Source organism: Acidovorax sp. 210-6 (genome assembly GCF_010020825.1).
Classification (GTDB): domain Bacteria; phylum Pseudomonadota; class Gammaproteobacteria; order Burkholderiales; family Burkholderiaceae_C; genus Simplicispira; species Simplicispira sedimenti.
Genome location: NZ_JAACJE010000001.1, coordinates 2,087,046 through 2,108,974 on the forward strand (window position 1 = coordinate 2,087,046; position 21,929 = coordinate 2,108,974).

Consider the following 21,929-nt stretch of genomic DNA (forward strand, 5'->3'; position numbering starts at 1 on the left):
ACGCAAGTGGACGCGCACGGCCTGGGGTGGCCGCAAAAATCTCAATAAAAATGGCCTGAAGCGCCCTGTTTACGGGCGCAAGCAGCTATCAATTCAATAGCATTCAGCCAAGATGCACCAGGGACTGCACCACCCCTGGCGGGCCACGGGCGTGGTACTGAGCAGCGTGCGCCGTGGCAGGCGCCGTGCGTGCCGCCTGCACCGGCAGGGCCGGGAGCGGCGGGCTGGCCGTGGCGCCCGCTGCGCAGGGGGCGGCATCGGCCAGGGCCAGGTGGTCGAACAACTGGCAGTCGGCGCTGCTGGGGTGTTCGGCCAGGAGGTGGGCCAGGGTGTGGGCAGCAGGTTCACCCGGCGCACGTTTCTGGACTGAGTGCGCACCGTGCGCCCCATGGGCCTGTACGCCGGGGTGTGCCAGGGCGTGCAGGCGCCCCAGCAGCGGCGCTGCCAGCAGTGCACACAGCAGCCAGGCCAGCAGCACGCGCCCGCCACCCCACCCAGGCGCGCGGCGTGGTGCCGCAGCGCTGGCGCGGGTGTGCCGCAAGGCGTGCGGCAGGGTGCGGGCGGGCAGATGCATGCCTTAGAACGTGTTCATGGTCTTACTTGACGGGCACCGCGTCCACCAGCCGGTAGAACAGGCCGTAGGGGTCGTCCTTGAGCAACTGCAGGCGCCCCTGCACCACTACGGGCTCCAGCCCGTAGCGCACGGGCAGCTTGGCGCGCACTTCGATCATGCTTTCGGGCCCGCCGGGTATGCAGAACGAGCAGGTCAGCGGCACGGTGGTGAGCAGGAAGTGCACCTGCAGCTCCTTGGCGTCCAGCGGCACCATGAAGCCCTGCACGCGCTGCACCGTGCCGTGCAGGGCCTGCTGCTCAGCGCTGAACTGGGGCACGACGCGGGTCTTGGTGGTCTTTTTCTCCAACTGCGTGAGCGTGGACCAGGGCAGCACGTCCTCGCGCTGGGGCAGCGGCTTGATGGGGCTTTGCGGGCTGTGGTAGCCCGCGCCGGTGCCCTGCGGCAAGCCCGCCGCACCCGGCTGGGCGGTGCCGCTGGGCACGGGCGAGGTGAGCACAGGCGCCCCGCCCTGCCCCGCTGCGGGGGCCTGGGCGGCGGCGGGCAGCGCGCCCAGGGCCAGGGCGGCGGCGCACAAGGCACGCCACAGCGCACCCAAGGGGCTACCAGGGCACCCGTGGATCAGGCTCCGCCCGTCCACCGGGTGCGTCCCCCCTCCCGCATCGCGCAGCGGTGCGAGAGAGGGGGGAAGGCGCGCAGCGCCACAGGGGGGTGCTCCCTCAATGCGCATGTTTCATCCCGCAGTATTTGCCAATGGCCAGCCCTTTGCACGCGGCCTGCAGCTCCTTCATGCACTGGTCGTGGCCCTTGCCAGCCTTCAGGCACTGGGCGGCAGCCTCGTGCGCAGCGGCCATGGCGCGGTGGCGTTCGATGTCTTCCTGGGTTTCCTTGTCCTTGTGGGCTTGTGCCTGGGCCGCAGTGGCACCCAGCAATGCCAGGGCCAGGGTGATGAGGTACTGGCGTTTGAACATGGTGTTTCCTTTCAAGGGTTGGAGGTCAGGCGTGGGCCAGCAGTTCGGCCACATCGGCGCGGTAGGCCTGCAGCGCAGGCAGCAGCGCAGCCAGCAGGGCCACGCCGGTGGCCAGTGCGGGCACCAGCCATTCCGTGGCCAGCCACAGGCGCCCGGTCACGGGCAGCAGGCCCTGGGCCTGCAGCAGGTAGCCCATAAGTTCGGCCAGGGCATGGCCCAGCAGCAGGCCCAGGCCGGTGGCCAGCAGGGCCAGCCACAGGGCTTCGCACCACAGCAGGCCCGCCACGCGGCGCGGCGGAGCGCCCAGCATGCGCAGCATGGCCAGGTCGGCGCGGCGCTCGCGCACGGCGTTCCACAGCGCAATGAACACGCTGAGCGCGGCCACCACCAGCAGCACGGCGCCAAAGGCGCGCAGCACGTCGGCGCCCACGCCCAGCAGGCGCAGCAGGCGCGTGATTTCCATGGCCGGGGCGGCGGCCTGCAGGGCCGTGTCGCTGTTGATGAGGCGCGGCAGCGTGACGGCGGCCAGCGGCGTGCGGTAGCGCAGCAGGGCCACGGTGACTTCGCGCTCCTCGCGCAGGGCCTGCAGGTCGTCGGGGGTGTCGGCATGGCCGCTTTCGTGCACCTGCCAGACCGATTCGGTGCCGGTGAGGATGAGCCGGTCCAGCACGCAGCCGCAGGGCGCCAGCACGCCGGTCACGGTGTAGGGGTGATCGCCATGCGCGTGCCCGCCGCCGCCCAGGCCATGGCTGCCCACAAACTGCGCGCCCAGCAGGCGGGCATCACCCTGCCCGCCGAGTGCCAGCGCCTGCGCGGCGCTGGCGCCCAACACGGCCTCCATGGGTTGCTGCCACAGGCGGCCGTGGGCGGGCGTGGCGGCGTAATGCGCCACGTAGGTTGGCTCGGTGCCCACGATGCGGTGGCCCAGGTAGCTGTCGCCCAGGCTCAGCGGGATGACCTGCTCCACCATGGGGTGGGCCTGCAGGCGCTGCACTTCGGCCAGGGGGATGTTGCCGGTGGGCACGTCGATGTGGAACACCCCCGCCAGGATGAGCTGCAACGGGCTGCCCTTGGCGCCCACCACCAGGTCGATGCCGCGCAGGTCGCGCTCGAAGGCCCGGTCGATCTGCGTGGCCACCAGCAGCACCAGGGTGATGGCGGCCAGGCCCAGCGTGAGCAGCAGCAGGTTGAGTGCCGTGGCCAGCGGGCGCGACCACAGATAGCGCCAGGACAGGCGGGCCAGTTGCGCTATTGTTTTCATAGCTGCTTGCGCCCGTCCTGATTGCCTTGGAGGCCGATTTCATTCAAATCCAGCACCTGGGCGCCGGGCAGTGCCTGGTGCACGCGCCGGTCGTGCGTGGCCACCACCAGGCTGGCGCCGCAGGCGCGGCAGCATTGCTGCAGCAGGTCCAGCGCCTGGGCGGCGGCTTCGTCGTCCAGGCTGGCGGTGGGCTCGTCGGCCAGCAGCACCGCCGGGCGCAGCAGCACGGCACGGGCCAGGGCCACGCGCTGCGCCTGCCCGCCCGACAACTGCGCCGGATAGCGTGCGCCCAGGTCGCCCACGCCCAGGGGGTGCAGCGCCTGGGCGATGGCTGCATCGTCGCGCGGCAGGCCGGCGGCAAAGTAGGCCAGCGCCAGGTTGTCGTGCACGCTCAGGGCGTGGCTCAGGTGCAGGCGCTGGGGCAAGAAGCCAATGGCCCTGGCACGCCAGGCGTCCAGCGCGCTGCCGCGCAGATCCGTCAGCGCCTGGCCCGCCACGCACACCTGCCCGGCACTGGGCGTGCGCAGCCCGGCCACCAGCGACAGCCAGGTGGACTTGCCGCTGCCCGAGCGCCCCTGCACCAGCAGGCGGCCGCCCTGGGGCAGGTCCACATCGGGAAAGCGCAGCGGCTGGGCGCCAGCGTAGTTGCACGCCAGGCCCTGGGTGCGGATCATGCGCCGCGCTCCGGGTGGGCGCAGCCCGCGCACAGGCCGTGCACGGCAATGTCCACGCTCTGCCCCTGGTGGCCCGAGCGCGCCAGGGCGCGCAGCACCTGCTGCAGGGCGCCTTGCAGGCGGTCGGCACCCTGGTCGAGGCGGAACTGGCGGTGGCAGCCGTCGCACTCAAAACGCGGTGCGCCTTCCTGCTGCGCCGGGTCGGCCAGGTGGTAGCGCGTAACGCGGGCACTGTCGATCTGGCGGTGCAGCAGGCCTGCGGCAGCGCAGCGGTCCAGCAGGCGGTACACGGTGACGCGGTTGACCGCCACCCCGGCCTGCACCAGTGCGGCCTGCACTTCGGCGGGCGACAAGGCCGCCTCGGGCCGTGCGCGGTACAGCGCGGCCAGGGCGCGTGTGGCCTTGGTCGCACGCATGCCAGCGGGCAAGGTCCAGGCGGTGGAGGAAGGTGCGGAGGGGGTCGGCATAATGCAATCGGGTTGCATTATGCCGTGGCGGCGCAGCCCGGGCTTTACTTCAGGTACTGCGCAAAGGTCTTGCGGAATTTTTCGACCTTGGGACCGACCACGTAGGCGCAGTAGCCCTGGTGCGGGTTGTGCGCAAAGTAGTCCTGGTGGTAGTCCTCGGCGGCGCTGTAGTTGTGCAGCGGCAGCACCTCGGTCACCACGGGGGCGCCCAGGCCGCCGTCACGCTCCAGGGTGTGGATGATGTCCCGCGCCAGTTCGGCGTGCTGAGGGTCTTCAAAGTACACCCCGCTGCGGTACTGCGGGCCCACGTCGTTGCCCTGGCGGTTGGGGGTGGTCGGGTCGTGGATGCAGAAGAAGATCTCCAGCAGCTCACGCGCGCTCACCTGGGCGGGGTCGAACTGCAGGCGCACCACCTCGGCATGGCCGGTATCGCCACGGCAGACCTGCTCGTAGCTGGGCTGCGGCACATGGCCGTTGCAGTAGCCCGACTCCACCGCCACCACGCCGCGCACGCGGCGGTACACCGCGTCCAGGCACCAGAAGCATCCGCCGCCCAGGGTGAGGGTTTGCAGAGGCTGGGCGGTGGCGGCGTGGGTCATGGCGGTGCTCCTTGGTCTATGTCAGGCGACATTCAAGTCTGACACCTGCACCATGGCGGTGTCGGCAGCGTGCTCAACCACCATTTTTCGCACACGGTCTTGCCACAGCGCGCCAAAGCGGGCCAGTTCTGCGGCGCTGGCCTGGCCGGAGATGGCCTTGGGCATCAGGGCTTTCATTTCATCGGGCCAGGGCACCATGCTGCCATCGAGCCGGACCTGCACGGCCTGGCCTGTGTCCTTGCGGCGCAGTCCCAGCACGCCTTGCAGGCTGCCCGCGCCAAACACCAGCAGGTTGTTGCGCGCAAAGCGGTGCGCGGAGCCGATGCCCTGAAAGCCGGTTTCGGGCGCCGCGCCGGTGATCAGTTGCGCCACGGAGGCGATGACGCCGGTCACGCCGCTGTCGCGTGCGTCGCGCATCAGCACCTCGACCTCGCCACGCACCGGCATGTCGCTGCCGTACAGCGCACGCAGGCCGTGCAGGGTCATCAGCCAGGCGCCTGCCACCGTGGGGCAGGAATGGCCTGCCAGGCGCACGGCGTCGGCATAACGGTATTCCATGACGCCATCCTGCGCCGCACCCAGGAACTGGGCCAGCGGGTCGCGCAGGCTGATGCTGGGGGCTTGGGCATAGAAGGCGGGCATGCCCTGGTCGCGGGTTTCGGTGGTCATTTCGGTGGCTCCTGCGCCGCCACTGGCTGGCATTCCCAGCGCCGCGATGACCGCCAGGCCCGTGCCTGTCTTGGTCCAGTCGCGCCGCCGAAGCCGTGCCTGGACGGATGGTTCGGTGTTCAAAGAGTGCATGCTGTGGCTCCCTAAGCTGAAAACCCGCATGCCAGTGCGAACGATTGTCAACCATTCGCATTCCTGGGAGGGCAATCCGGTTTTGACGCGGCGCAACCCTGGGGCCGATGATCGACTTGGCGTGCTGCCATCACCCTCCATTGACCCACTGGAACGCATTTGCTACATTACTAACCAGTCAGTCATTAACTTGGTTCCGATTTGCCCGATTCTGCTCTCCCCTCCTCCCACAGCAAACGCGAGCGTCGCAAGGAAGCGCGCCCCGGCGAGTTGTTGGACGCCGCGCTCGACCTGTTCGTCGAGAAGGGCTATGCCGCCACGCGGGTGGAGGAAGTGGCCGCACGGGCCGGGGTGTCCAAGGGCACGCTGTTTCTGTACTTCCCCAGCAAGGAAGAGCTATTCAAGGCCGTGGTGCGCGAAAACATCGTGGGCCGCTTTGCCGAGTGGCGCAACGAACTGCTGCACTACGAGGGCAGCACCGCCGACATGCTGCGCTATGGCTACCGCACCTGGTGGGAATCCATCGGCTCCACACGCGCCTCGGGCATCACCAAGCTCATTCTGAGCGAGGCCTGCAACTTCCCCGACATCACGGCCTTTTACCAGCAGGAAGTCATCCTGCCAGGCCAAGAAATGATCCGCGCGCTGCTGCAACGCGGCATCGACCGGGGCGAATTCCGCCCGGTGCCATTGGAATATGCGGTGTTCACGGTGCTGGCGCCCATGATCTTCCTGATGCTGTGGAAGCACTCGGTAGGCGCCTGCGTGCCGGTGGACATGGAATTCGATCCCGAGCGCTACATCGCCAGCCAGGTCGAGACCCTGCTCCATGGGCTGCTGGCCAACCCTCCCTCCCCTACCCAACCCTGAGTTCCCCCATGAAACGCTGGATTCCCTGGACCGTCGCCGCCGTTGTTGTCGTCCTGGTCGGTGCGGGCACGCTGCGCGCCCTGGGTGCGCGCAAGGCACAGCAACAAGCGCTGGCAACCGCCGCTGCCCCGGAAGTGGTGATGCAGATCGCCAGCAACGAGTTGTGGGTGGCGCGGCGCCAGAGCCTGCCGCTGACCGTGCCCCTGACCGGCACCGTGCGTGCCGTGCAGACGGCCTTCATCAAGGCGCGGGTGCCGGGCGAGGTGCAGGGCCTGACCCTGCGCGAGGGCGACAGCGTGCGCAGCGGCCAGGAGGTGGCGCGCATCGACCCCACCGAGTTGCAGGCGCGCGTGCGCCAGGCGCAGCAGCAGGCCGACGCCGCACGCGCCCAGGTGGACATTGCGCAACGCCAGTTCAGCAACAACCGCGCCTTGGTGGACCAGGGCTTCATCTCGCGCACGGCGCTGGACACCTCGCAGGCCAACCTCGGCGCCGCACAGGCCAGCCACCAGGCCGCACTGGCCGCCGTGGACGTGGCCCAGAAGTCGCTGGCCGACGCCGTGCTGCGCAGTCCGTTGGCCGGACAGGTGGCGCAGCGCCTGGTACAGAACGGCGAGCGCGTGGCCGTGGACACACGCATCCTGGAGGTGGTAGACCTCTCGCGCATGGAGCTGGAAGCACAACTGGCACCGGCCGATGCGCTGGGCGTGCGCGTGGGCCAGAAAGCGCAACTGGTCATCGAAGGCAGCGGGCAGACCGTGCAGGCCACGGTGCTGCGCATCAGCCCCAGCGCGCAGAGCGGCAGCCGCGCCGTGCCGGTGTACCTGGGCGTGGAGCGCGGCCCCGACACGCCAGCGCTGCGCCATGGCCTGTTTGTGCAGGGACGGCTGGATGTGGGCCAGGCGGAGCGCCTGGTGGTGCCGCTGGAATCGGTGCGCATCGACCGGCCCGTGCCCTATGTGCAGGTGGCCGACCAGGGCCGCGTGGCCCATGTGACCGTGCAGCAGGGCGAACGTTTCGAAGCCCAGGGCCAGACCTTGGTAGCCGTGCAGGGCGTGCCCGAGGGCGCGGCCGTGCTGGCGGGGCGCGTGGGCGCGTTGCCCGTGGGCACGCGGCTGCGCCTGCCCGAAGCGGCTGCAGCGCCCTCTTCTGCCCCAGCGGCGACTCCCGCTGCCAGCGCAGCAGCACGCTAAGGACGCAGCATGTGGTTCACCAAGGTCAGCCTCAAGAATCCGGTGTTCGCCACCATGGTCATGCTGGCCATCGTGGTGCTGGGAGCGTTTTCCTACCAGCGCCTCAAGGTGGATCAGTTTCCGGAGATTGATTTTCCGGTGGTGGTGGTCACGGCGGACTACCCCGGTGCCTCGCCTGAAATCGTCGAGAGCGAGGTCACAAAAAAGATCGAGGAAGGCGTCAACTCCATCGCGGGCATCAACGCGCTGACCTCGCGCAGCTACGAGGGCTCGGCCGTCGTCATCATCGAGTTCGAGCTGCACATCGATGGGCGCCAGGCCGCCGAGGACGTGCGCGAGAAGATGGCCACCGTGCGCACGCAGTTTCGCGACGAGGTCAAGGAGCCGCGCGTGCTGCGCTTCGACCCGTCCAGCCGCCCGGTGTGGTCGCTGGCCGTGCTGCCCGATGGCGACGCCGCCACGCGCCAAAGCGCCGTGGAGCTGACCACCTGGTCCGACCAGACCCTGAAAAAGCGCCTGGAGAACGTGCGCGGCGTGGGCGCCGTGACGCTGGTGGGCGCCACCAAGCGCGAGATCAACATCTACCTGGACCCCAAGGCGCTGGAGGCCTACGGCATCACCCCCGAACAGGTGGCGCAGGCCGTGCGCACCGAGAACCAGGACCTGCCGCTGGGCTCGGTGCGCTCGCTCACGCAGGACCGCATGGTGCAGATCGACGCCCGCATGCAGCGGCCCGAGGACTTTGGCCGCATCATCGTGGCACGCCGGGGCGGCCAGCCGGTGCGTGTGGACCAGATCGCCCGCGTGCAGGACGGCCCGCAGGAGGCCGAAAGCCTGGCCCTGTACAACGGCGAACGCACGCTGCTGCTGCAGGTGCAAAAGGCCCAGGGCGAAAACACCATTGACGTGGTCGATGGCCTGAACGCCGCCGTGCAAACGCTGCGCAAGGAACTGCCCCCTGGCGTGCGGCTGGAGACCATTGGCGACAGCTCGCGCCCCATCCGCGTGGCCGTGAACAACGTGCGCCAGACGCTGATCGAGGGCGCCATCCTCACGGTGCTGATCGTGTTTCTGTTCCTCAACTCGTGGCGCTCGACCGTCATCACGGGGCTGACGCTGCCGATTGCGCTCATCGGCACGTTCTTGTTCATGCACATGTTCGGCTTCACCATCAACATGATCACGCTGATGGCGCTGAGCCTGTGCGTGGGCCTGCTGATCGACGACGCCATCGTGGTGCGCGAGAACATCGTGCGCCATGTGCAGATGGGCAAGGGGCCCTACGCAGCGGCCATGGACGGCACGCAGGAGATCGGCCTGGCGGTGCTGGCCACCACGCTGTCCATCGTGGCGGTGTTTCTGCCCATTGGCTTCATGGGCGGCATCATCGGCAAGTTCTTCCACGAGTTCGGCATCACCATCGTCGCGGCGGTGCTGATCTCGATGTTCGTGAGCTTCACGCTCGACCCCATGCTGTCGAGCGTGTGGCACGACCCCAGCATCCATGCCCACGGCCAGAAGGTGACGCCCGTCACCTTCTACGACAAGACCATAGGCCGCGTGACCGGCTGGTTTGACCATGCCACCGAAGCACTGGCCGAGTTCTACCAACGGCTGCTGCGCTGGTCGCTGGTGCACAAGCTCAAGACCCTGGCGTTGGCGCTGGGCATCTTCGTGCTCAGCGTGTTCATGGTGCCCATGTTGGGCACGGAGTTTGCGCCCAAGGCCGACTTTTCCGAGACCATGGTGAACTTCTACGTGCCGGTGGGCGCCTCGATCGAAGCCACCGAAATGAAGACCCGCCAGGTCGAGGCCGTGATCCGCGAAATGCCCGAGGTGCGCTACACGCTCTCGACCATCAACACCGGCACCACGCAGGGCAAGATCTACGCCAGCATTTACATCCGGCTGACCGACCGCAAGGACCGCCAGCGCAACGTGGACGAAATGTCCGCCGTGCTGCGCGAGCAATTGCGCGCCATCCCCGGCATCACCGTCACGCACGTGGGCCTGCTCGACCCCGTGGGCGGGCAAAAGCAGATCGAGTTTTCGCTCCAGGGCCCGGACCAGCAGGAGCTGGCACGCCTGACGCGCGAGATCAGCGCCAAGATCCGCGACATCCCCGGCCTGGTGGACCTGGATTCGAGCGTCAAGCCCGACAAGCCGGTGATTGCGCTGGACGTGCGGCGCGATGCAGCCTCGGACCTGGGCCTGTCGGTCATGTCGATGGCGCAGTCGCTGCGCACGCTGATTGCCGGGCAGACGGTGGGCAACTGGAGCGCGCCCGACAACCAGACCTATGACGTGAACGTGCGCCTGGCGCCCGAAGCCCGCGACAACCCACAGGACCTGGAATACCTGCCCTTTGCCCTGAGCGCCGCCGATGGCAGCAGCCGCATCGTGCGCCTGGGACAGGTGGCGCAGGTGCGCGAATCCACCGGCCCCAACCAGATCAACCGGCGCAGCCTGACGCGCGAAGTGGCCGTCAACGCCAACGTGCACCAACGCTCGGCGGGCGAGGTATCTGCCGACATCCGCAAGGTGCTGGACAGCACGGCCTTCCCGCCGGGCTACCGCTACCAGTTTGGTGGCTCCACCAAGAACATGCAGGAGTCGTTCACCTACGCCGTGTCGGCCCTGGCCATGGCGATCATCTTTATCTACATGATCCTGGCAAGCCAGTTCAAGAGCTTTTTGCAGCCGCTGGCACTGATGACCTCGCTGCCGCTCACGCTCATCGGGGTGGTGCTGGCCCTGCTGATGTTCCGCTCCACGCTGTCCATCTTCTCGGTCATCGGGGTGGTCATGCTCATGGGGCTGGTGACCAAGAACGCGATCCTGCTGGTGGACTTTGCCATCCGCGCCCGTGACGAGCACACCGACGACCAGGGCCGCACCGTGCCCGGCCTGCCGCGCGCCGAGGCCCTGCTGCTGGCGGCCCGCGTGCGCCTGCGCCCCATCCTGATGACCACGCTGGCCATGATCTTCGGCATGGTGCCGCTGGCCTTTGCGCTGAGCGAAGGTTCCGAGCAGCGCGCCCCCATGGGCCAGGCGGTGATTGGTGGGGTGATCACCTCGTCCCTGCTCACCCTGGTGGTGGTGCCGGTGGTTTATTGCTACATGGACGATCTGGCGCAATGGGCGCGCCGCCATTGGGGCAAAAACCAGGCAAGCCCGACTTAAAATCAAGGGTTTGTCCCGATCCGCCCCCCCTATTCCTCTTTGGAGCCCCGCCATGAACATGCCTCTGAACACGACCGCCGACACCAGCTGCCCCATCACGCAGGCACGCTACAACATGATCGAGCAGCAGATCCGCACCTGGAACGTGGTGGCCTCTGCCGTGCTGGAGACGCTGGACCAGGTGCACCGCGAGGAATTCGTGCCCGAGGCCTACCGCGCCATGGCGTTCGTGGACATGGAAATCCCGCTGCAGGGGGAGCCCCAGGCCGCGCTGCGCAGTGGCCAGTGCATGCTCAAGCCCAACGTCGAAGCCCGCATGCTGCAGGACCTGCAACTGACCAAGGACGACCGCGTGCTGGAAATCGGCGCCGGTTCGGGCTACATGGCCGCGCTGATGGCATACCAGGCCGCCCAGGTGGTGACGCTCGAACTCGACCCCCAACTGGCCCAGATGGCACGCGACAACCTGGAGCGCGCGGGCATCACCAACGCCAGCGTGCGCCAGGCCGATGGCGCCGTGGACTCCCTCCCTGAAGGCCCGTTCGACGCCATCGTGCTCAGCGGCTCGGTGGCCGAAGTGCCTGCGCGCCTGCTGGCCCAGCTCAGCGACCGTGGCCGCCTGCTGGCCATCACGGGCCAGGAGCCGGTGATGCGCGTCACGCTGGTGCGCCGCAAGGGTGACCGTTTTGAAGTCTCCTACCCCTGGGACGTGAATGCTGCCCGCCTGCAGCATTTCGAAGAGCCCTCGACCTTCCAGTTCTGACCCCCGGCGCATCCCACAGCTTTATGGTTGATCTGGTCCGGCCCGCTGAACTGCTCTCCTGGTTTGCCCAGGAAGGGGACGCCCGTCCGCTGGTGCTGGATGTGCGCGAACCCTGGGAATGCGCCCTGGCCAGTGTGTCGGCGCAGGGCTTCGAACTGCTGGCCATCCCCATGGGCAGCCTGCCCGCACGGCTGGCTGAACTGGACCGGGACCGCCCCATCGCCTGCCTGTGCCACCATGGCGTGCGCAGCATGCACGTGGCGGCCTGGCTGGCCCAGCAGGGGTGGGATTGTGTGGCCAATGTCGAAGGCGGCATCGACGCCTGGGCCCGAGAGCACGATCCCCAGGTGCCCCGGTATTGAAAGGCCGTCTGTCCCCAGGCCCCGTCTCCTTCTCTTGCAGGCAACCCTAGAAAGACCCATCCCATGCAGCTGTTCCGGATGCTCCCCCTGACCCTGGCGCTCGGCGCCGCACTGGCCGCCCCGGCACAGGCCCAGAGCCTGATCGAACTGGTGGAATCGGCCCGCGCCTACGACTCCTCCTGGCAATCGGCCCAGGCCCAACTGGAGGCGGCCCGGCGCCGTGCCGACCAGGCCCGTGCCGGCTTGCTCCCCTCGGCAGGCCTGTCGGCCGGTGTGAGCCGCTCCAACACCGAGATCACCGTCCCGCCCGTGGACCGCAACACCAGCGCACAGAACCTGGCGCTCAGTGCCTCGCAACCGCTGTACCGCCCGGCCAACCGCATTGGCTACGAACAAGGCCAGCGCGGCGTGGACGTGGCCCAGGCCCAGCTCGACGCCGCGCAACAGGACCTGCTCGTGCGCGTGAGCCAGGCGTATTTCGACGTGCTGGCCGCACAGGACACCCTGACCTTTGTGCAGGCGCAAAAGTCGGCCGTTTCCGAGCAACTGGCCGCTGCCAAGCGCAATTTCGAGGTGGGCACCGCCACCATCACCGACACGCGTGAAGCGCAGGCCCGGGCCGACCTGGTCACGGCCCAGGAAATCGCGGCCGAAAACGATTTGCGCGTCAAGAAGCTGGCGCTGGACCAACTGGTGGGTATCCAGGGCACCAAGCCGCTGGCGCTGGCGCAGCCCGTGCAGCTGAGCCCGGTGCAGCCCGACAGCGTGGACCACTGGGTGCAAACCGCCCATGACCAACAACCTGGCGTGCGCCAGGCCGCCCTGGCGCTGGATGTGGCCCGCCTGGAAACCCAGCGCGCCCAGACCGGCCACCTGCCCACCGTGGACCTGCAGGCCAGCTACAGCGTCACGCGCAACCCCAACGGCACGGTGACCACCCCCAACGTCAACACGCGCACCAACAATGCCACCGTGGGCGTGGCCCTGAACCTTCCGCTGTTTGCCGGTTTTGCCGTGCAGAACCGCGTGAAGGAAACCCTGGCGCTGGAACAAAAGGCCGAGGCCGACCTGGAAACCGCCCGCCGCAACGTGGCCCAGGCCACGCGCAGCGCCTTCTTCGGGGTGCAGTCGGGCATGGGCCAGGTCAAGGCCCTGGAGGCCGCCGAGCAATCCAGCCAGAGCGCATTGGACGCCAACAAGCTGGGCTACCAGGTCGGCGTGCGCATCAACATCGATGTGCTCAATGCACAAAGCCAGCTGTTCCAGACCAAGCGCGACCTGGCTGTGGCACGCTACAACGTGCTGCTGGGCCAGCTCAAGCTGCGCCAGGCCGTTGGCACGCTCACGCTGGACGATGTGAAAGCGCTGAACCAGCAGCTCGTCAAGTAACGGCGTCGGGCAGGCCCTCGCCCTGCCCTGCGCCCGTCATGGCGCCCATCCATCCAGGGCCTGCGCCAGGTCGGCCACCAGGTCGTCAGGGTGCTCGATGCCCACGCTCAGGCGCACCAGGCCCTCGGTCACTCCGGCCGCATCGCGAGCCTGCTGCGAGACAAAGCTGTGCGTGGTGCTGGCCGGGTGGCATGCCAGGCTGTCGGTGTCGCCCAGCGAGACGGCCTGGGTGAACAGTGCCAGGCGGTTGAGCACCGCCGCCACGGCACTGCGCTCGCAGCGCTGGAGTTCAAACGCCACCATGCCGCCAAAGCCGCCCTGCATCTGGCGCTGGGCCAGGGCGTGTTGAGGGTGGCTCTCCAGTCCGGGGTAGTGCACCACGCGCACGGCAGGATGCTGCTGCAGAAAACGGGCCACCGCCAGGGCACCCTCGCAGTGCGCCGCCATGCGCAACGGCAAGGTCTTGATGCCACGCAAGAACAGGAAGGCCTCCTGCGGCGCAAGGTTGCCGCCGACCTGGCCCAGCCCGGTTTTGCGCACCGGGGCCACCAGGGCATCGGCACCAGCAACGATGCCGCCCGTGGCATCGCCATGGCCGCCCAGGTACTTGGTCATGGAATGCATCACCAGGTCGATGCCGCACTCCAGCGGGCGCACCAGGCACGGGGTGCAGAAGGTGTTGTCCGCCACGGTGGTGATACCGCGTGCACGCGCCATGGCAGCCACGTCCGCCAGGTCGTGCAGGCGCAGGGTGGGGTTGGTGAGCGTTTCGACCCAGACCATGCGCGTGGCGGGCGTGAGGCTGGCCTCCAGCCCGGTGGCCGTGGCATCGACCACACGGATGCCCCAGCGTTCGCCCAGATTGCGCAGCAGGCCCTCGGTGCCGCCATACAGCGGGCCCAGAAACACCAGCTCATCACCGGGGCGCAGCAGGCCCAGCACCAGCGACGCCGTGGCCGCCGTGCCACTGGCAAAGGCCACGGCTGTCTGCGCCCCTTCCAGGTCGGCGAGCTTGGCTTCCAGCGCAGCCACCGTGGGGTTGGCGAAGCGGCTGTAGCGGTAGCCTGGCACCTCGCCCGCAAACAGGGCCGCGCCCCGCTCCAGCGTGCCATAGCCAAAGGCCGTGGTCTGGGTGATGGGCGTGGCGATGGCGCCGGTGGTGGGGTCGGGCTGCTGTCCGGCATGGACGGCGCGGGTTCTGAGGTGGGTCATGTGTCTTCCTGGGTGCGCAAGGGCCGGGTCAGTGCCCGTGGCCCAGTCCTTGGTGGCAGGGCCGATGCGCTACCAAAAGTGTAGCTACTAACGCAAGCGCATCAAGCCATAGAGGCATTTTATTTATTGACATTTTTTCGCCTGGGGAGTCGCTTCGCCATTATGCGCTCCGCTATACTGCCTTTTTTTCACCCCTGTCCTGCGGACCCCGGTTCGCCAGCGAATTCCAAGCAAAGGTGACTCATGCAAGCAGTCAATGTGCTGTGCATCAAGTGGGGCAACAAGTACGGCCCCGAATACGTCAACAAGCTGCACAGCATGGTTCGGCGGCACTTGCATCGCCCTTTCCGTTTTGTCTGCCTGACCGACGACGGCGCGGGCATCGACCCGTCCATCGAAGTCAAGCCGATTCCGATGATCGGCTTCGACGAGTTCGATCAGCGCAAGCCCTGGACCTTTGGCCACGGCTGGCTCAAGCTGACCAGCTTCGCACCGCAGTTGTACGACCTGCAGGGCACCACCTTGTTCCTGGACCTGGACATCGTCATCCTGGACAGCCTGGACCCCTTCTTCGACCAGGCCGGCGAGTTCATCGTGATCAAGGAGTGGGACAAGAAGGACGGTACGGGCAACACCTCGTGCTACCGCTACACCATCGGGGCCCACGCGGATGCGCTGGAACACCTGAAGAACAACTACCCCGCTTCCATCGGCGACGTGCGCAACGAGCAGGAGTTCATCACGCACTACCTGTCGCGCCAGGGCAAGCTGAGCTATTGGCCAGACTCCTGGTGCCGCAGCTTCAAGCGCCACTGCCTGCAACCGGGGCTGATGGGCTGGTTCAAGCCACCGCAGATCCCTGAGGGCGCCCGCATCATTGCCTTTCATGGCAAGCCCAACCCGCCCGATGCGATTGCCGGGGAAAGCGGCAAGTGGTACCGCAAGGTGCTTCCCACCCAGTGGGTGGCAGACCATTGGCAGTGAGATTTCCGGCACCTGCCCAGGTGGCGTACAGGCTGCTGCTGTGGGCGCTGAGCCCCGTGCTGCTGGCATGGCTGTGGTGGCGTCACCGCAAGAGTGATGCAGCCAATGGCCACGTCGGGCAACGTCGGGGGTACATCCACCCCGCGCCCGGCAGCATCCATGGCCTGTGGATCCATGCGGCCTCCGTGGGCGAAGTGCAGGCCGCGGAGCCCTTGATCCGGGCCTTGCTCGCGCAGTGGCCTGCGGCCAGCATCACTGTGAGCACGCAGTCGCTGACGGGCGCCCAGCAACTGCGCCAGCACTGGGGCGCACAGGTGCAGCACCTGTTTCTGCCCATCGACACCCCTGGCGCCACCGCGCGCTTTCTGGACCGCCTGCAACCCCGCCTGCTGGTGCTGATCGAGCGTGAACTGTGGCCTGAACTGCTCCTGCAGTGCCGCCAGCGCAGCATTCCTGTGGCACTGGTCAACGCCCGCCTGTCGGAGCGCTCGGCCCAGACCTACCAGCGCTTCCACGCGCTGATGCGCCCTGTCTGGAACCAACTGGCCCTGGTGGCCTGTGCGGACAAGCCCAGCCGGGAGCGCCTGGCAGGCCTGGGCGTACCCGCCCACCGGCTGATGGACACCGGAAATCTCAAGTTCGACCTTCCCACCGGCACCGCCCTGCCCCCTTCGCTGGATTGGCTGGCAAGCCGCAGCGCTGTGCTGGTGGCAGGCAGCACCCATGAGGGTGAAGAATCTGCACTGCTGGCCGCCTGGCCCGCTTTTGCCCAGCAGCACCCGCGCTGCACGCTGGTGCTGGTGCCGCGCCATCCCGAACGTTTTGACGCCGTAGCCCGGCAGATCGCCAGCGCCGGATTTCCCGTGCGTCGGCGCAGCCTGGGCGACAGCCTGGGCCCCGACGATTCCGTGTACCTGGCAGACACCATGGGCGAGCTGCGCACCTGGTACGCCCACGCCACGGCATGTTTCATTGGCGGCAGCCTGGCGCCCATCGGAGGCCACAACGCCCTGGAAGCCCTGGCCTGCGCCAAGCCCGTGCTTTTTGGCCCGCACACCCACAACTTCCAGAGCCTTTACGAAGCCATCCAGGCACAGGGCATCGGTGCCTTGGTGGCCAACGCCAGCGAGGCACTGCACCAGCTATCGCGCTGGCTGTCCGATCCCCAGGCGCTGGCGCAGCTCGGCCATGCGGCCTCCGCGTTTGTGCAAAGCCAGCAAGGCAGCAGCGCCCGCACCATGGATGCGCTGATGCCTCTGTGGTCACCGCTGGCCCCCAGGCAACTCGCACCAGTGCAGGCGGTCGAGCTTGCGGGCCAGTCCATCTGGTTCAACCCGGCCTGGATGCCGGCTGCATCTCCCGAGGTGTTCGAACCCCCACCCGAGGCCGTGACCCTGGCCACCGGCAGCGGGCGGGGACAGGCACACCGCGTCCGCCTGCAAGGGCGCGAAGCCGTGCTGCGCCACTACCGGCGCGGTGGCGCCATGGCCCGCATCAGCAAAGACCGATTTGCCCCGCAAGCCCCGGTCCAAAGCCGTGCCATGGCCGAATACAGCCTTCTGCGTCTGATGCACGCGTGGGGCTTGCCCGTGCCGGAACCCGTGGCGGCAAGGCAGGTGCGCCACGCCTGGGGCTATGGCGCCGATATTCTGGTGGCCATGATTCCCCAGACACGCAACGTCGTGCAGGCACTGGCACAGGCCCCACTGCCGCCAGCGGCCTGGCAGGCCCTGGGGCGTGCCATCCGCCAACTGCATGACCACCAGGTTTTCCATTCCGACCTGAATGCCCACAACCTGCTGATCGACGACCAGCAACATGCCTGGGTCATCGACTTTGACAAATGCGGGCTGCGCTGCGGCAACGAATGGAAAGCCGCCAACCTGCAGCGTTTGCTGCGCTCCCTGCGCAAGGAGCAGCAGCGCTGCCATCCATTCCATTGGGACGAGTCGCAGTGGCCCCTGCTGCTGGCGGGCTACGAAGCCGGTGCTGCCACAACCCCCCCGCCCCTTTTCCACAACGGACCCGCGGGCTGACCGGCGCTTGCGGCTGCTTTCAGCCGCCGGGTGTGCCGCTCAATGCGCGGCCGCGCCCACCTGGGCGTCGGGCTTGACGCGTTGGAGCAGCGCCAGCATCGCCGCCTCGATGCGGTGCAGTGCCTCGGGCGTGTGGCCCTCGAAGCGCAGCACGAGCACGGGCGTGGTGTTGCTGGCGCGGATCAGGCCGAAGCCGTCGGGCCAGTCCACGCGCAGGCCGTCGATGGTGTTGATCTGAGCGGGTGCCGCGAAAGTGTCGGGCGCCAGGGCCTGCAGCTCGGCGGTCAGGCGGTGCGGCTCGCCCTCGGCGCAGGCCACGTTGAGCTCGGGCGTGCTGTGGCTGGTGGGCAGGCCTTGCAGCACGGCGCCGGGGTCGGCATGGCGGCTCAGGATTTCGAGCAGGCGGCAGCCAGCGTAGGTGCCGTCGTCAAAGCCGAACCAGCGCTCCTTGAAGAAGATGTGGCCGCTCATCTCGCCGCCCAGGGGGGAATCAAGCTCCTTCATGCGCGCCTTGATGAGCGAGTGGCCGGTCTTGTACATCAGCGGCTGGCCACCGGCCTGCGCAATGGCGGGCGCCAGGCGCTGGGTGCATTTGACGTCGAACAGAATGGTGCCGCCGGGCACGCGCGAGAGCACGTCCTGGGCAAACAGCATCATCTGGCGGTCGGGGAAGATGTTTTCGCCGCTGCGCGTGACGATGCCCAGGCGGTCGCCGTCGCCATCAAAAGCCAGGCCCAGTTCGGCGTCGCTTGCCTGCAGTGCGGCAATCAGGTCGCGCAGGTTTTCGGGCTTGCTCGGGTCGGGGTGGTGGTTGGGGAAGTCGCCGTCCACCTCGGAGAACAGCTCCGTCACCTCGCAGCCAATCGCACGCAGGATTCCGGGTGCCGAGGCACCGGCAATGCCGTTGCCGCTGTCCACCACGATCTTCATGGGGCGGGCAAGCTGGATGTCGGAGACGATGCGCTCGCGGTAGGCAGGCAGCACGTCGGCCTGTCGGATGAAGCCGCCCTGGGCCAGTGTCCAGCTTTGCTCCTCGATGCAGCGGCGCAGACCCTGGATCTCGTCGCCATAGATGGCGCGGCCGTTCAGCACCATCTTGAAGCCGTTGTAGTCCTTGGGGTTGTGGCTGCCCGTGACCTGGATGCCGCTGTTGCACAGCGTGCTGGCCGCAAAGTACAGCATGGGCGTGGTGCTCAGGCCAATGTCGATGACCTCCATGCCGCTTTCGGCCAGGCCCAGCATCAGCGCCTGCGACAGCAGCGGGCCGGACAGGCGCCCGTCGCGCCCGACGGCGACAACGGATTCGCCCTCGATGCGGGCCGCCGTGCCAAAGGCGCGGCCCAGGCAGCGGGCCACATGTTCGTCCAGGGTGCTGGGGACAATGCCCCGGATGTCATAGGCTTTGAAGATGGCGGGAGCAACTTGCACGGTGGGGGGCTTTCTGCACTGCGTGGATTTGGCGCCGATTGTAGGCGGCCCCAGTGGTCAGACCGGGCGCAAAGCACATGTCCGAAAACGGCCAGCCAGCGCACCCCCAATCCCTATGATGTGCCCATGCCCGCCCCAGCCCCGCTCCCCGCACCCGACGACAGCCGCTACCTGGCGCTGTGCTCGCGCGATGCCCGCTTTGACGGACAGTTCTTTACCGGTGTGACCAGCACCGGCATCTACTGCCGCCCCGTCTGCGCCGTGCGCACACCCCGGCGCGAGCACTGCCGCTTCTTCACGCTGGCAGCCCAGGCCGAGAGTGCGGGTTTTCGGCCCTGCCTGCGCTGCCGCCCCGAGGTGGCGCCACAGGCGCTGGCCTGGTCGGTGCAGGACGCGAGCAGCATCCTCGTGCAGCAGGCGCTGCGCCTGATCGACACCCCCCAGGCCTGGGACACGCCCGAGGGCCTGGGCGTGGCCCGGCTGGCGCAGCGCCTGGGCGTGAGCGACCGGCACCTGCGCCGCATTTTTGAAGCGGCGCTGGGCGTGTCCCCCCTGCAATACCTGCAAACCCGGCGCCTGCTGCTGGCCAAGCAGTTGCTGACCGATACCCGCTTGCCCGTGACCCAGGTGGCGCTGTCCAGCGGATTTGGCAGCGTGCGTCGCTTCAACGCGGCGTTTGCGGCGCATTACGGCCTCAACCCCAGCCAATTGCGCCGCGCGGGCGCGCCAGCAGCCCCCGGCGATGCAGGGCTGTGCGGCAGCATCCGCCTGGCGTACCGGCCACCGCTGGATGTGCCAGCGCTGCTGGCCTTTTTTGCGCAGCGCCAGTTCACCGGCGTGGAATGCGCCGCCCCCGCCAACGGCACCTTGCGGCGCACCGTGCGGCTGCAGGCCGGTTCCCGGGAGCTGACCGGCTGGATGGCGGCACGCTTTGACACCGCACGCCACCAGGTGTGGCTGCAGACCAGCGAACACCTGGCCCCCGCACTGGCCCAGGTGATTGCACGGGTGCGCGCCATGCTCGACCTGGACGCAGACCCTGCCGCCATCCATGCGGTGCTGGGCGCGGCCTTTCCGGGCACCGAGGGCCTGCGTGTGCCGGGTGCCTTTGATGGCTTCGAACTGGCCGTGCGCGCCGTGCTGGGCCAGCAGATCACCGTAGCGGCCGCGCGCACGCTGGGCCAGCGGCTGGTGGAGCGCCTGGGCGAACCCGTGGCCACGCCCTGGCCCGATCTGCAACGGCTGTTTCCCTCCCCCGCCACGCTGGCGCAGGCCGAAGGCGAGGTGCTGGGGCAGCTGGGCATCGTGCGCCAGCGCCAGGCCGCCATCGTGGCGCTGGCGCGCGCCGTGGACAGCGGCCAGCTCGCCCTGCACCCCGGCGCCGACGTGGCCGCCACCATCCAGGCGCTGTGCCAATTGCCCGGCATTGGCGACTGGACGGCGCAGTACATCGCCCTGCGCGCGCTGCGCTGGCCGGACGCCTTTCCGGCGGGCGACGTGGCCCTGCACAAGGCCCTGGGCGTGCAAGGCCAGCCACAGCCGGCACGCGCCGCCACCGCGCTGGCGCAGGCCTGGCGCCCCTGGCGCGGCTATGCGGTGCTGCGGGCCTGGGCGACGGGCTGCATCAGTTCCGCTTCACTATCAAAAGCATAGCTGCTTGCGCTTACCCCGCAAGCGTAAAAGCCAAAAATCGCTTTTAATCAGGGCCCATCACCATGCGCTTCCATCCTTCCACCGTGCAATCCACCACCGACACGCCCCTGGGCCAGGTCTGGCTGGCGGCGTCGCCCCTGGGCCTGTGCGGTCTGTGGTTCGATGGCCAGCGGCACCTTCCCAATGCACTCCCCACCTGGCCCCAGGCGCCGCAGCACCCGGTGCTGCGCGAAGCCGCCCAGCAGGTGCAACAGGTGTTGCGTGGCGAGCGGGCAGGCTTTGACCTGGCCTTGGACCTCGGCGGCGGCACGCCCTTCCAGCAGGCGGTGTGGCAGGCCCTGCTGCGCATTCCGCGCGGCCAGACGGCCAGCTACGGCGCGCTGGCACGCTCCATCGGCAAAACGCAGGCCGTTCGTGCCGTGGGTGCGGCGGTGGGGCGCAACCCGCTGAGCGTGGTCGTGCCCTGCCACCGCGTGCTGGGGAGCGACGGCAGCCTCACGGGCTATGCCGGTGGGCTGGAGCGCAAGCAGGCGCTGCTGCGCCTGGAAGGCATTGCCATGAAAGTCTCTGCATGAGTTCTGCTGCATCCACCACCCGCCCCGTGTCCGAATGGATCGGCGAGTTTCTGCTGCTGTCCGCCCTGTGGGGGGCATCGTTCCTGTTCATGCGCCTGGGCGCTGCGGAGTTCGGGCCGCTGCCCACGGCGGGCCTGCGCGTAGGGCTGGCCACGGTGTTCCTCTGGCCCATCCTGCTGCACCAGGGCCAGTGGCCGGCCTTGCGGCGCCACTGGCGGCCGGTGTTGTTGTCGGGGCTGCTCAACTCGGCCATACCGTTTGCGCTCTATGCCTGGGCGGTGCTGCACATCACCACCGGGCTGGCGTCCATCCTCAACGCCACGGTGCCGCTGTTTGGCGCACTGGTGGCCTGGGTGTGGCTGGGCGACCGCATCCAGCGGGTGCGCTGGCTGGGCCTGGGCATTGGCTTTGTGGGCGTGGCGCTGCTGGCCTGGCGCGCGCCCGGCGGTGCGGGCATCAAGTCGGCAGCGGCGCCCTGGGCCATTGCCGCCTGCCTGGGTGCCACCACCTGCTATGCCCTGGCGGCCAGCTTTGCGCGGCGCTACCTGCAAGGGGTTCCGCCCCTGGCCACGGCCACCGGCAGCATGCTGGGCGCCGCACTGGCATTGCTGGTGCCCATGGTGTGGTTCTGGCCCGCGGTGATGCCGGGGCTTCGGGCCTGGGCGGCCATTGTGGCGATTGCGGTGCTGTGTTCGGGCATTGCCTACATCCTGTATTTCCGGCTGATCGCCCATGCCGGGCCCAGCCGGGCACTGGCGGTCACCTTCATGGCACCGGTGTTTGCCGTGTTCTACGGCGCGGTGTTCCTGGGAGAACCGGTCACCGGTTGGATGCTGGGGTGCGCCGCGGTGATCGTAGGCGGCACACTGTTGTCAACAGGACTCATCCGGAGGCGCTCCAAGGCTGCACAAGGGGTGGAACGGCCCTAAACTCGGGG

At 68.3% G+C, this 21,929-nt stretch carries 21 protein-coding genes; 11 read left to right on the plus strand and 10 right to left on the minus strand.

Annotation, left to right across the window (positions count from 1 at the left end; all coding sequences use genetic code 11):
- Window positions 1-103: 103 nt before the first annotated feature.
- The 8 genes from GWK50_RS09635 to GWK50_RS09670 form a co-directional block, all read right to left on the minus strand.
- Window positions 104-574: a hypothetical protein gene (locus GWK50_RS09635; RefSeq protein WP_162016310.1), complete on the minus strand. Its 471-nt coding sequence runs from the start codon at window positions 572-574 to the stop codon at window positions 104-106.
- 22 nt (window positions 575-596) lie between these two features.
- The gene (locus tag GWK50_RS09640; RefSeq protein WP_347339509.1) at window positions 597-1,169 is read right to left on the minus strand and encodes a DUF3299 domain-containing protein; all 573 of its coding nucleotides are present in this window, start codon (window positions 1,167-1,169) and stop codon (window positions 597-599) included.
- Window positions 1,170-1,290: 121 nt separating this feature from the next.
- Window positions 1,291-1,542, minus strand: coding sequence for a hypothetical protein (locus GWK50_RS09645; RefSeq protein ID WP_162016312.1), 252 nt, complete (start codon window positions 1,540-1,542; stop codon window positions 1,291-1,293).
- A gap of 25 nt (window positions 1,543-1,567) precedes the next feature.
- Entirely contained in the window at window positions 1,568-2,803 is a 1,236-nt protein-coding gene (locus tag GWK50_RS09650; RefSeq protein WP_162016313.1) for an FtsX-like permease family protein, read from the minus strand.
- On the minus strand, window positions 2,800-3,477 hold the full coding sequence (locus GWK50_RS09655; RefSeq protein ID WP_162016314.1) for an ATP-binding cassette domain-containing protein: 678 nt from the start codon (window positions 3,475-3,477) through the stop codon (window positions 2,800-2,802). The genes GWK50_RS09650 and GWK50_RS09655 overlap by 4 nt, the downstream gene beginning before the upstream one ends.
- On the minus strand, window positions 3,474-3,893 hold the full coding sequence (locus GWK50_RS09660) for a Fur family transcriptional regulator (protein WP_162018070.1): 420 nt from the start codon (window positions 3,891-3,893) through the stop codon (window positions 3,474-3,476). Before GWK50_RS09660 ends, GWK50_RS09655 begins: the two co-directional genes overlap by 4 nt.
- 95 nt (window positions 3,894-3,988) lie before the next feature.
- Window positions 3,989-4,543 (minus strand): peptide-methionine (S)-S-oxide reductase MsrA, encoded by a 555-nt coding sequence (gene msrA, locus GWK50_RS09665; protein ID WP_162016315.1) that lies wholly within the window; start codon window positions 4,541-4,543, stop codon window positions 3,989-3,991.
- A 21-nt stretch (window positions 4,544-4,564) separates the two neighbouring features.
- On the minus strand, window positions 4,565-5,344 hold the full coding sequence (locus tag GWK50_RS09670; protein WP_197904997.1) for a hypothetical protein: 780 nt from the start codon (window positions 5,342-5,344) through the stop codon (window positions 4,565-4,567).
- 201 nt (window positions 5,345-5,545) lie between these two features.
- Between GWK50_RS09670 and GWK50_RS09675 the strand changes: the two genes are divergently transcribed.
- The 6 genes from GWK50_RS09675 to GWK50_RS09700 all read left to right on the plus strand — a co-directional run bounded on the left by GWK50_RS09675 (window position 5,546) and on the right by GWK50_RS09700 (window position 13,104).
- A complete protein-coding gene (locus GWK50_RS09675) occupies window positions 5,546-6,214 on the plus strand; it encodes a TetR/AcrR family transcriptional regulator (RefSeq protein ID WP_162016316.1) in 669 nt (222 codons plus the stop codon).
- 8 nt (window positions 6,215-6,222) lie between these two features.
- Window positions 6,223-7,407, plus strand: a complete 1,185-nt coding sequence (locus GWK50_RS09680) for an efflux RND transporter periplasmic adaptor subunit (protein ID WP_162016317.1) — start codon at window positions 6,223-6,225, stop codon at window positions 7,405-7,407.
- 9 nt (window positions 7,408-7,416) lie between these two features.
- Window positions 7,417-10,590: an efflux RND transporter permease subunit gene (locus GWK50_RS09685; RefSeq protein ID WP_162016318.1), complete on the plus strand. Its 3,174-nt coding sequence runs from the start codon at window positions 7,417-7,419 to the stop codon at window positions 10,588-10,590.
- Between the two features lie 52 nt (window positions 10,591-10,642).
- The gene (locus GWK50_RS09690; RefSeq protein ID WP_162016319.1) at window positions 10,643-11,353 is read left to right on the plus strand and encodes a protein-L-isoaspartate O-methyltransferase; all 711 of its coding nucleotides are present in this window, start codon (window positions 10,643-10,645) and stop codon (window positions 11,351-11,353) included.
- A gap of 23 nt (window positions 11,354-11,376) precedes the next feature.
- A complete protein-coding gene (locus GWK50_RS09695; protein ID WP_162016320.1) occupies window positions 11,377-11,715 on the plus strand; it encodes a rhodanese-like domain-containing protein in 339 nt (112 codons plus the stop codon).
- Window positions 11,716-11,778: 63 nt separating this feature from the next.
- Complete coding sequence (locus GWK50_RS09700; protein WP_162016321.1) at window positions 11,779-13,104, plus strand: TolC family outer membrane protein; 1,326 nt, start codon at window positions 11,779-11,781, stop codon at window positions 13,102-13,104.
- A 36-nt stretch (window positions 13,105-13,140) separates the two neighbouring features.
- Here the strand turns inward: GWK50_RS09700 and GWK50_RS09705 are convergent, their stop codons facing one another.
- Window positions 13,141-14,316, minus strand: a complete 1,176-nt coding sequence (locus GWK50_RS09705; protein WP_162016322.1) for a PLP-dependent aspartate aminotransferase family protein — start codon at window positions 14,314-14,316, stop codon at window positions 13,141-13,143.
- A 243-nt stretch (window positions 14,317-14,559) separates the two neighbouring features.
- Between GWK50_RS09705 and GWK50_RS09710 the strand changes: the two genes are divergently transcribed.
- Together GWK50_RS09710 and GWK50_RS09715 are read left to right on the plus strand one after the other, a co-directional pair.
- Window positions 14,560-15,300, plus strand: coding sequence for a glycosyltransferase (locus GWK50_RS09710; protein ID WP_162016323.1), 741 nt, complete (start codon window positions 14,560-14,562; stop codon window positions 15,298-15,300).
- Window positions 15,297-17,336: a 3-deoxy-D-manno-octulosonic acid kinase gene (locus GWK50_RS09715; protein ID WP_242455472.1), complete on the plus strand. Its 2,040-nt coding sequence runs from the start codon at window positions 15,297-15,299 to the stop codon at window positions 17,334-17,336. The genes GWK50_RS09710 and GWK50_RS09715 overlap by 4 nt, the downstream gene beginning before the upstream one ends.
- 39 nt (window positions 17,337-17,375) lie before the next feature.
- On the opposite strand, the gene GWK50_RS09720 is transcribed toward GWK50_RS09715, so the two are convergent.
- On the minus strand, window positions 17,376-18,764 hold the full coding sequence (locus GWK50_RS09720) for a phosphomannomutase/phosphoglucomutase (protein ID WP_162016325.1): 1,389 nt from the start codon (window positions 18,762-18,764) through the stop codon (window positions 17,376-17,378).
- A 126-nt stretch (window positions 18,765-18,890) separates the two neighbouring features.
- On the opposite strand from GWK50_RS09720, the gene GWK50_RS09725 reads away from it, so the two are divergent.
- The 3 genes from GWK50_RS09725 to GWK50_RS09735 all read left to right on the plus strand — a co-directional run bounded on the left by GWK50_RS09725 (window position 18,891) and on the right by GWK50_RS09735 (window position 21,921).
- Window positions 18,891-20,417 (plus strand): AlkA N-terminal domain-containing protein, encoded by a 1,527-nt coding sequence (locus GWK50_RS09725; RefSeq protein ID WP_162016326.1) that lies wholly within the window; start codon window positions 18,891-18,893, stop codon window positions 20,415-20,417.
- A gap of 62 nt (window positions 20,418-20,479) precedes the next feature.
- Window positions 20,480-20,992 carry a methylated-DNA--[protein]-cysteine S-methyltransferase gene (locus GWK50_RS09730; protein WP_162016327.1) on the plus strand — a complete coding sequence of 171 codons (513 nt, stop codon included), beginning with the start codon at window positions 20,480-20,482 and terminating at the stop codon, window positions 20,990-20,992.
- The gene (locus GWK50_RS09735; protein WP_162016328.1) at window positions 20,989-21,921 is read left to right on the plus strand and encodes an EamA family transporter; all 933 of its coding nucleotides are present in this window, start codon (window positions 20,989-20,991) and stop codon (window positions 21,919-21,921) included. Before GWK50_RS09730 ends, GWK50_RS09735 begins: the two co-directional genes overlap by 4 nt.
- Window positions 21,922-21,929: the final 8 nt, after the last annotated feature.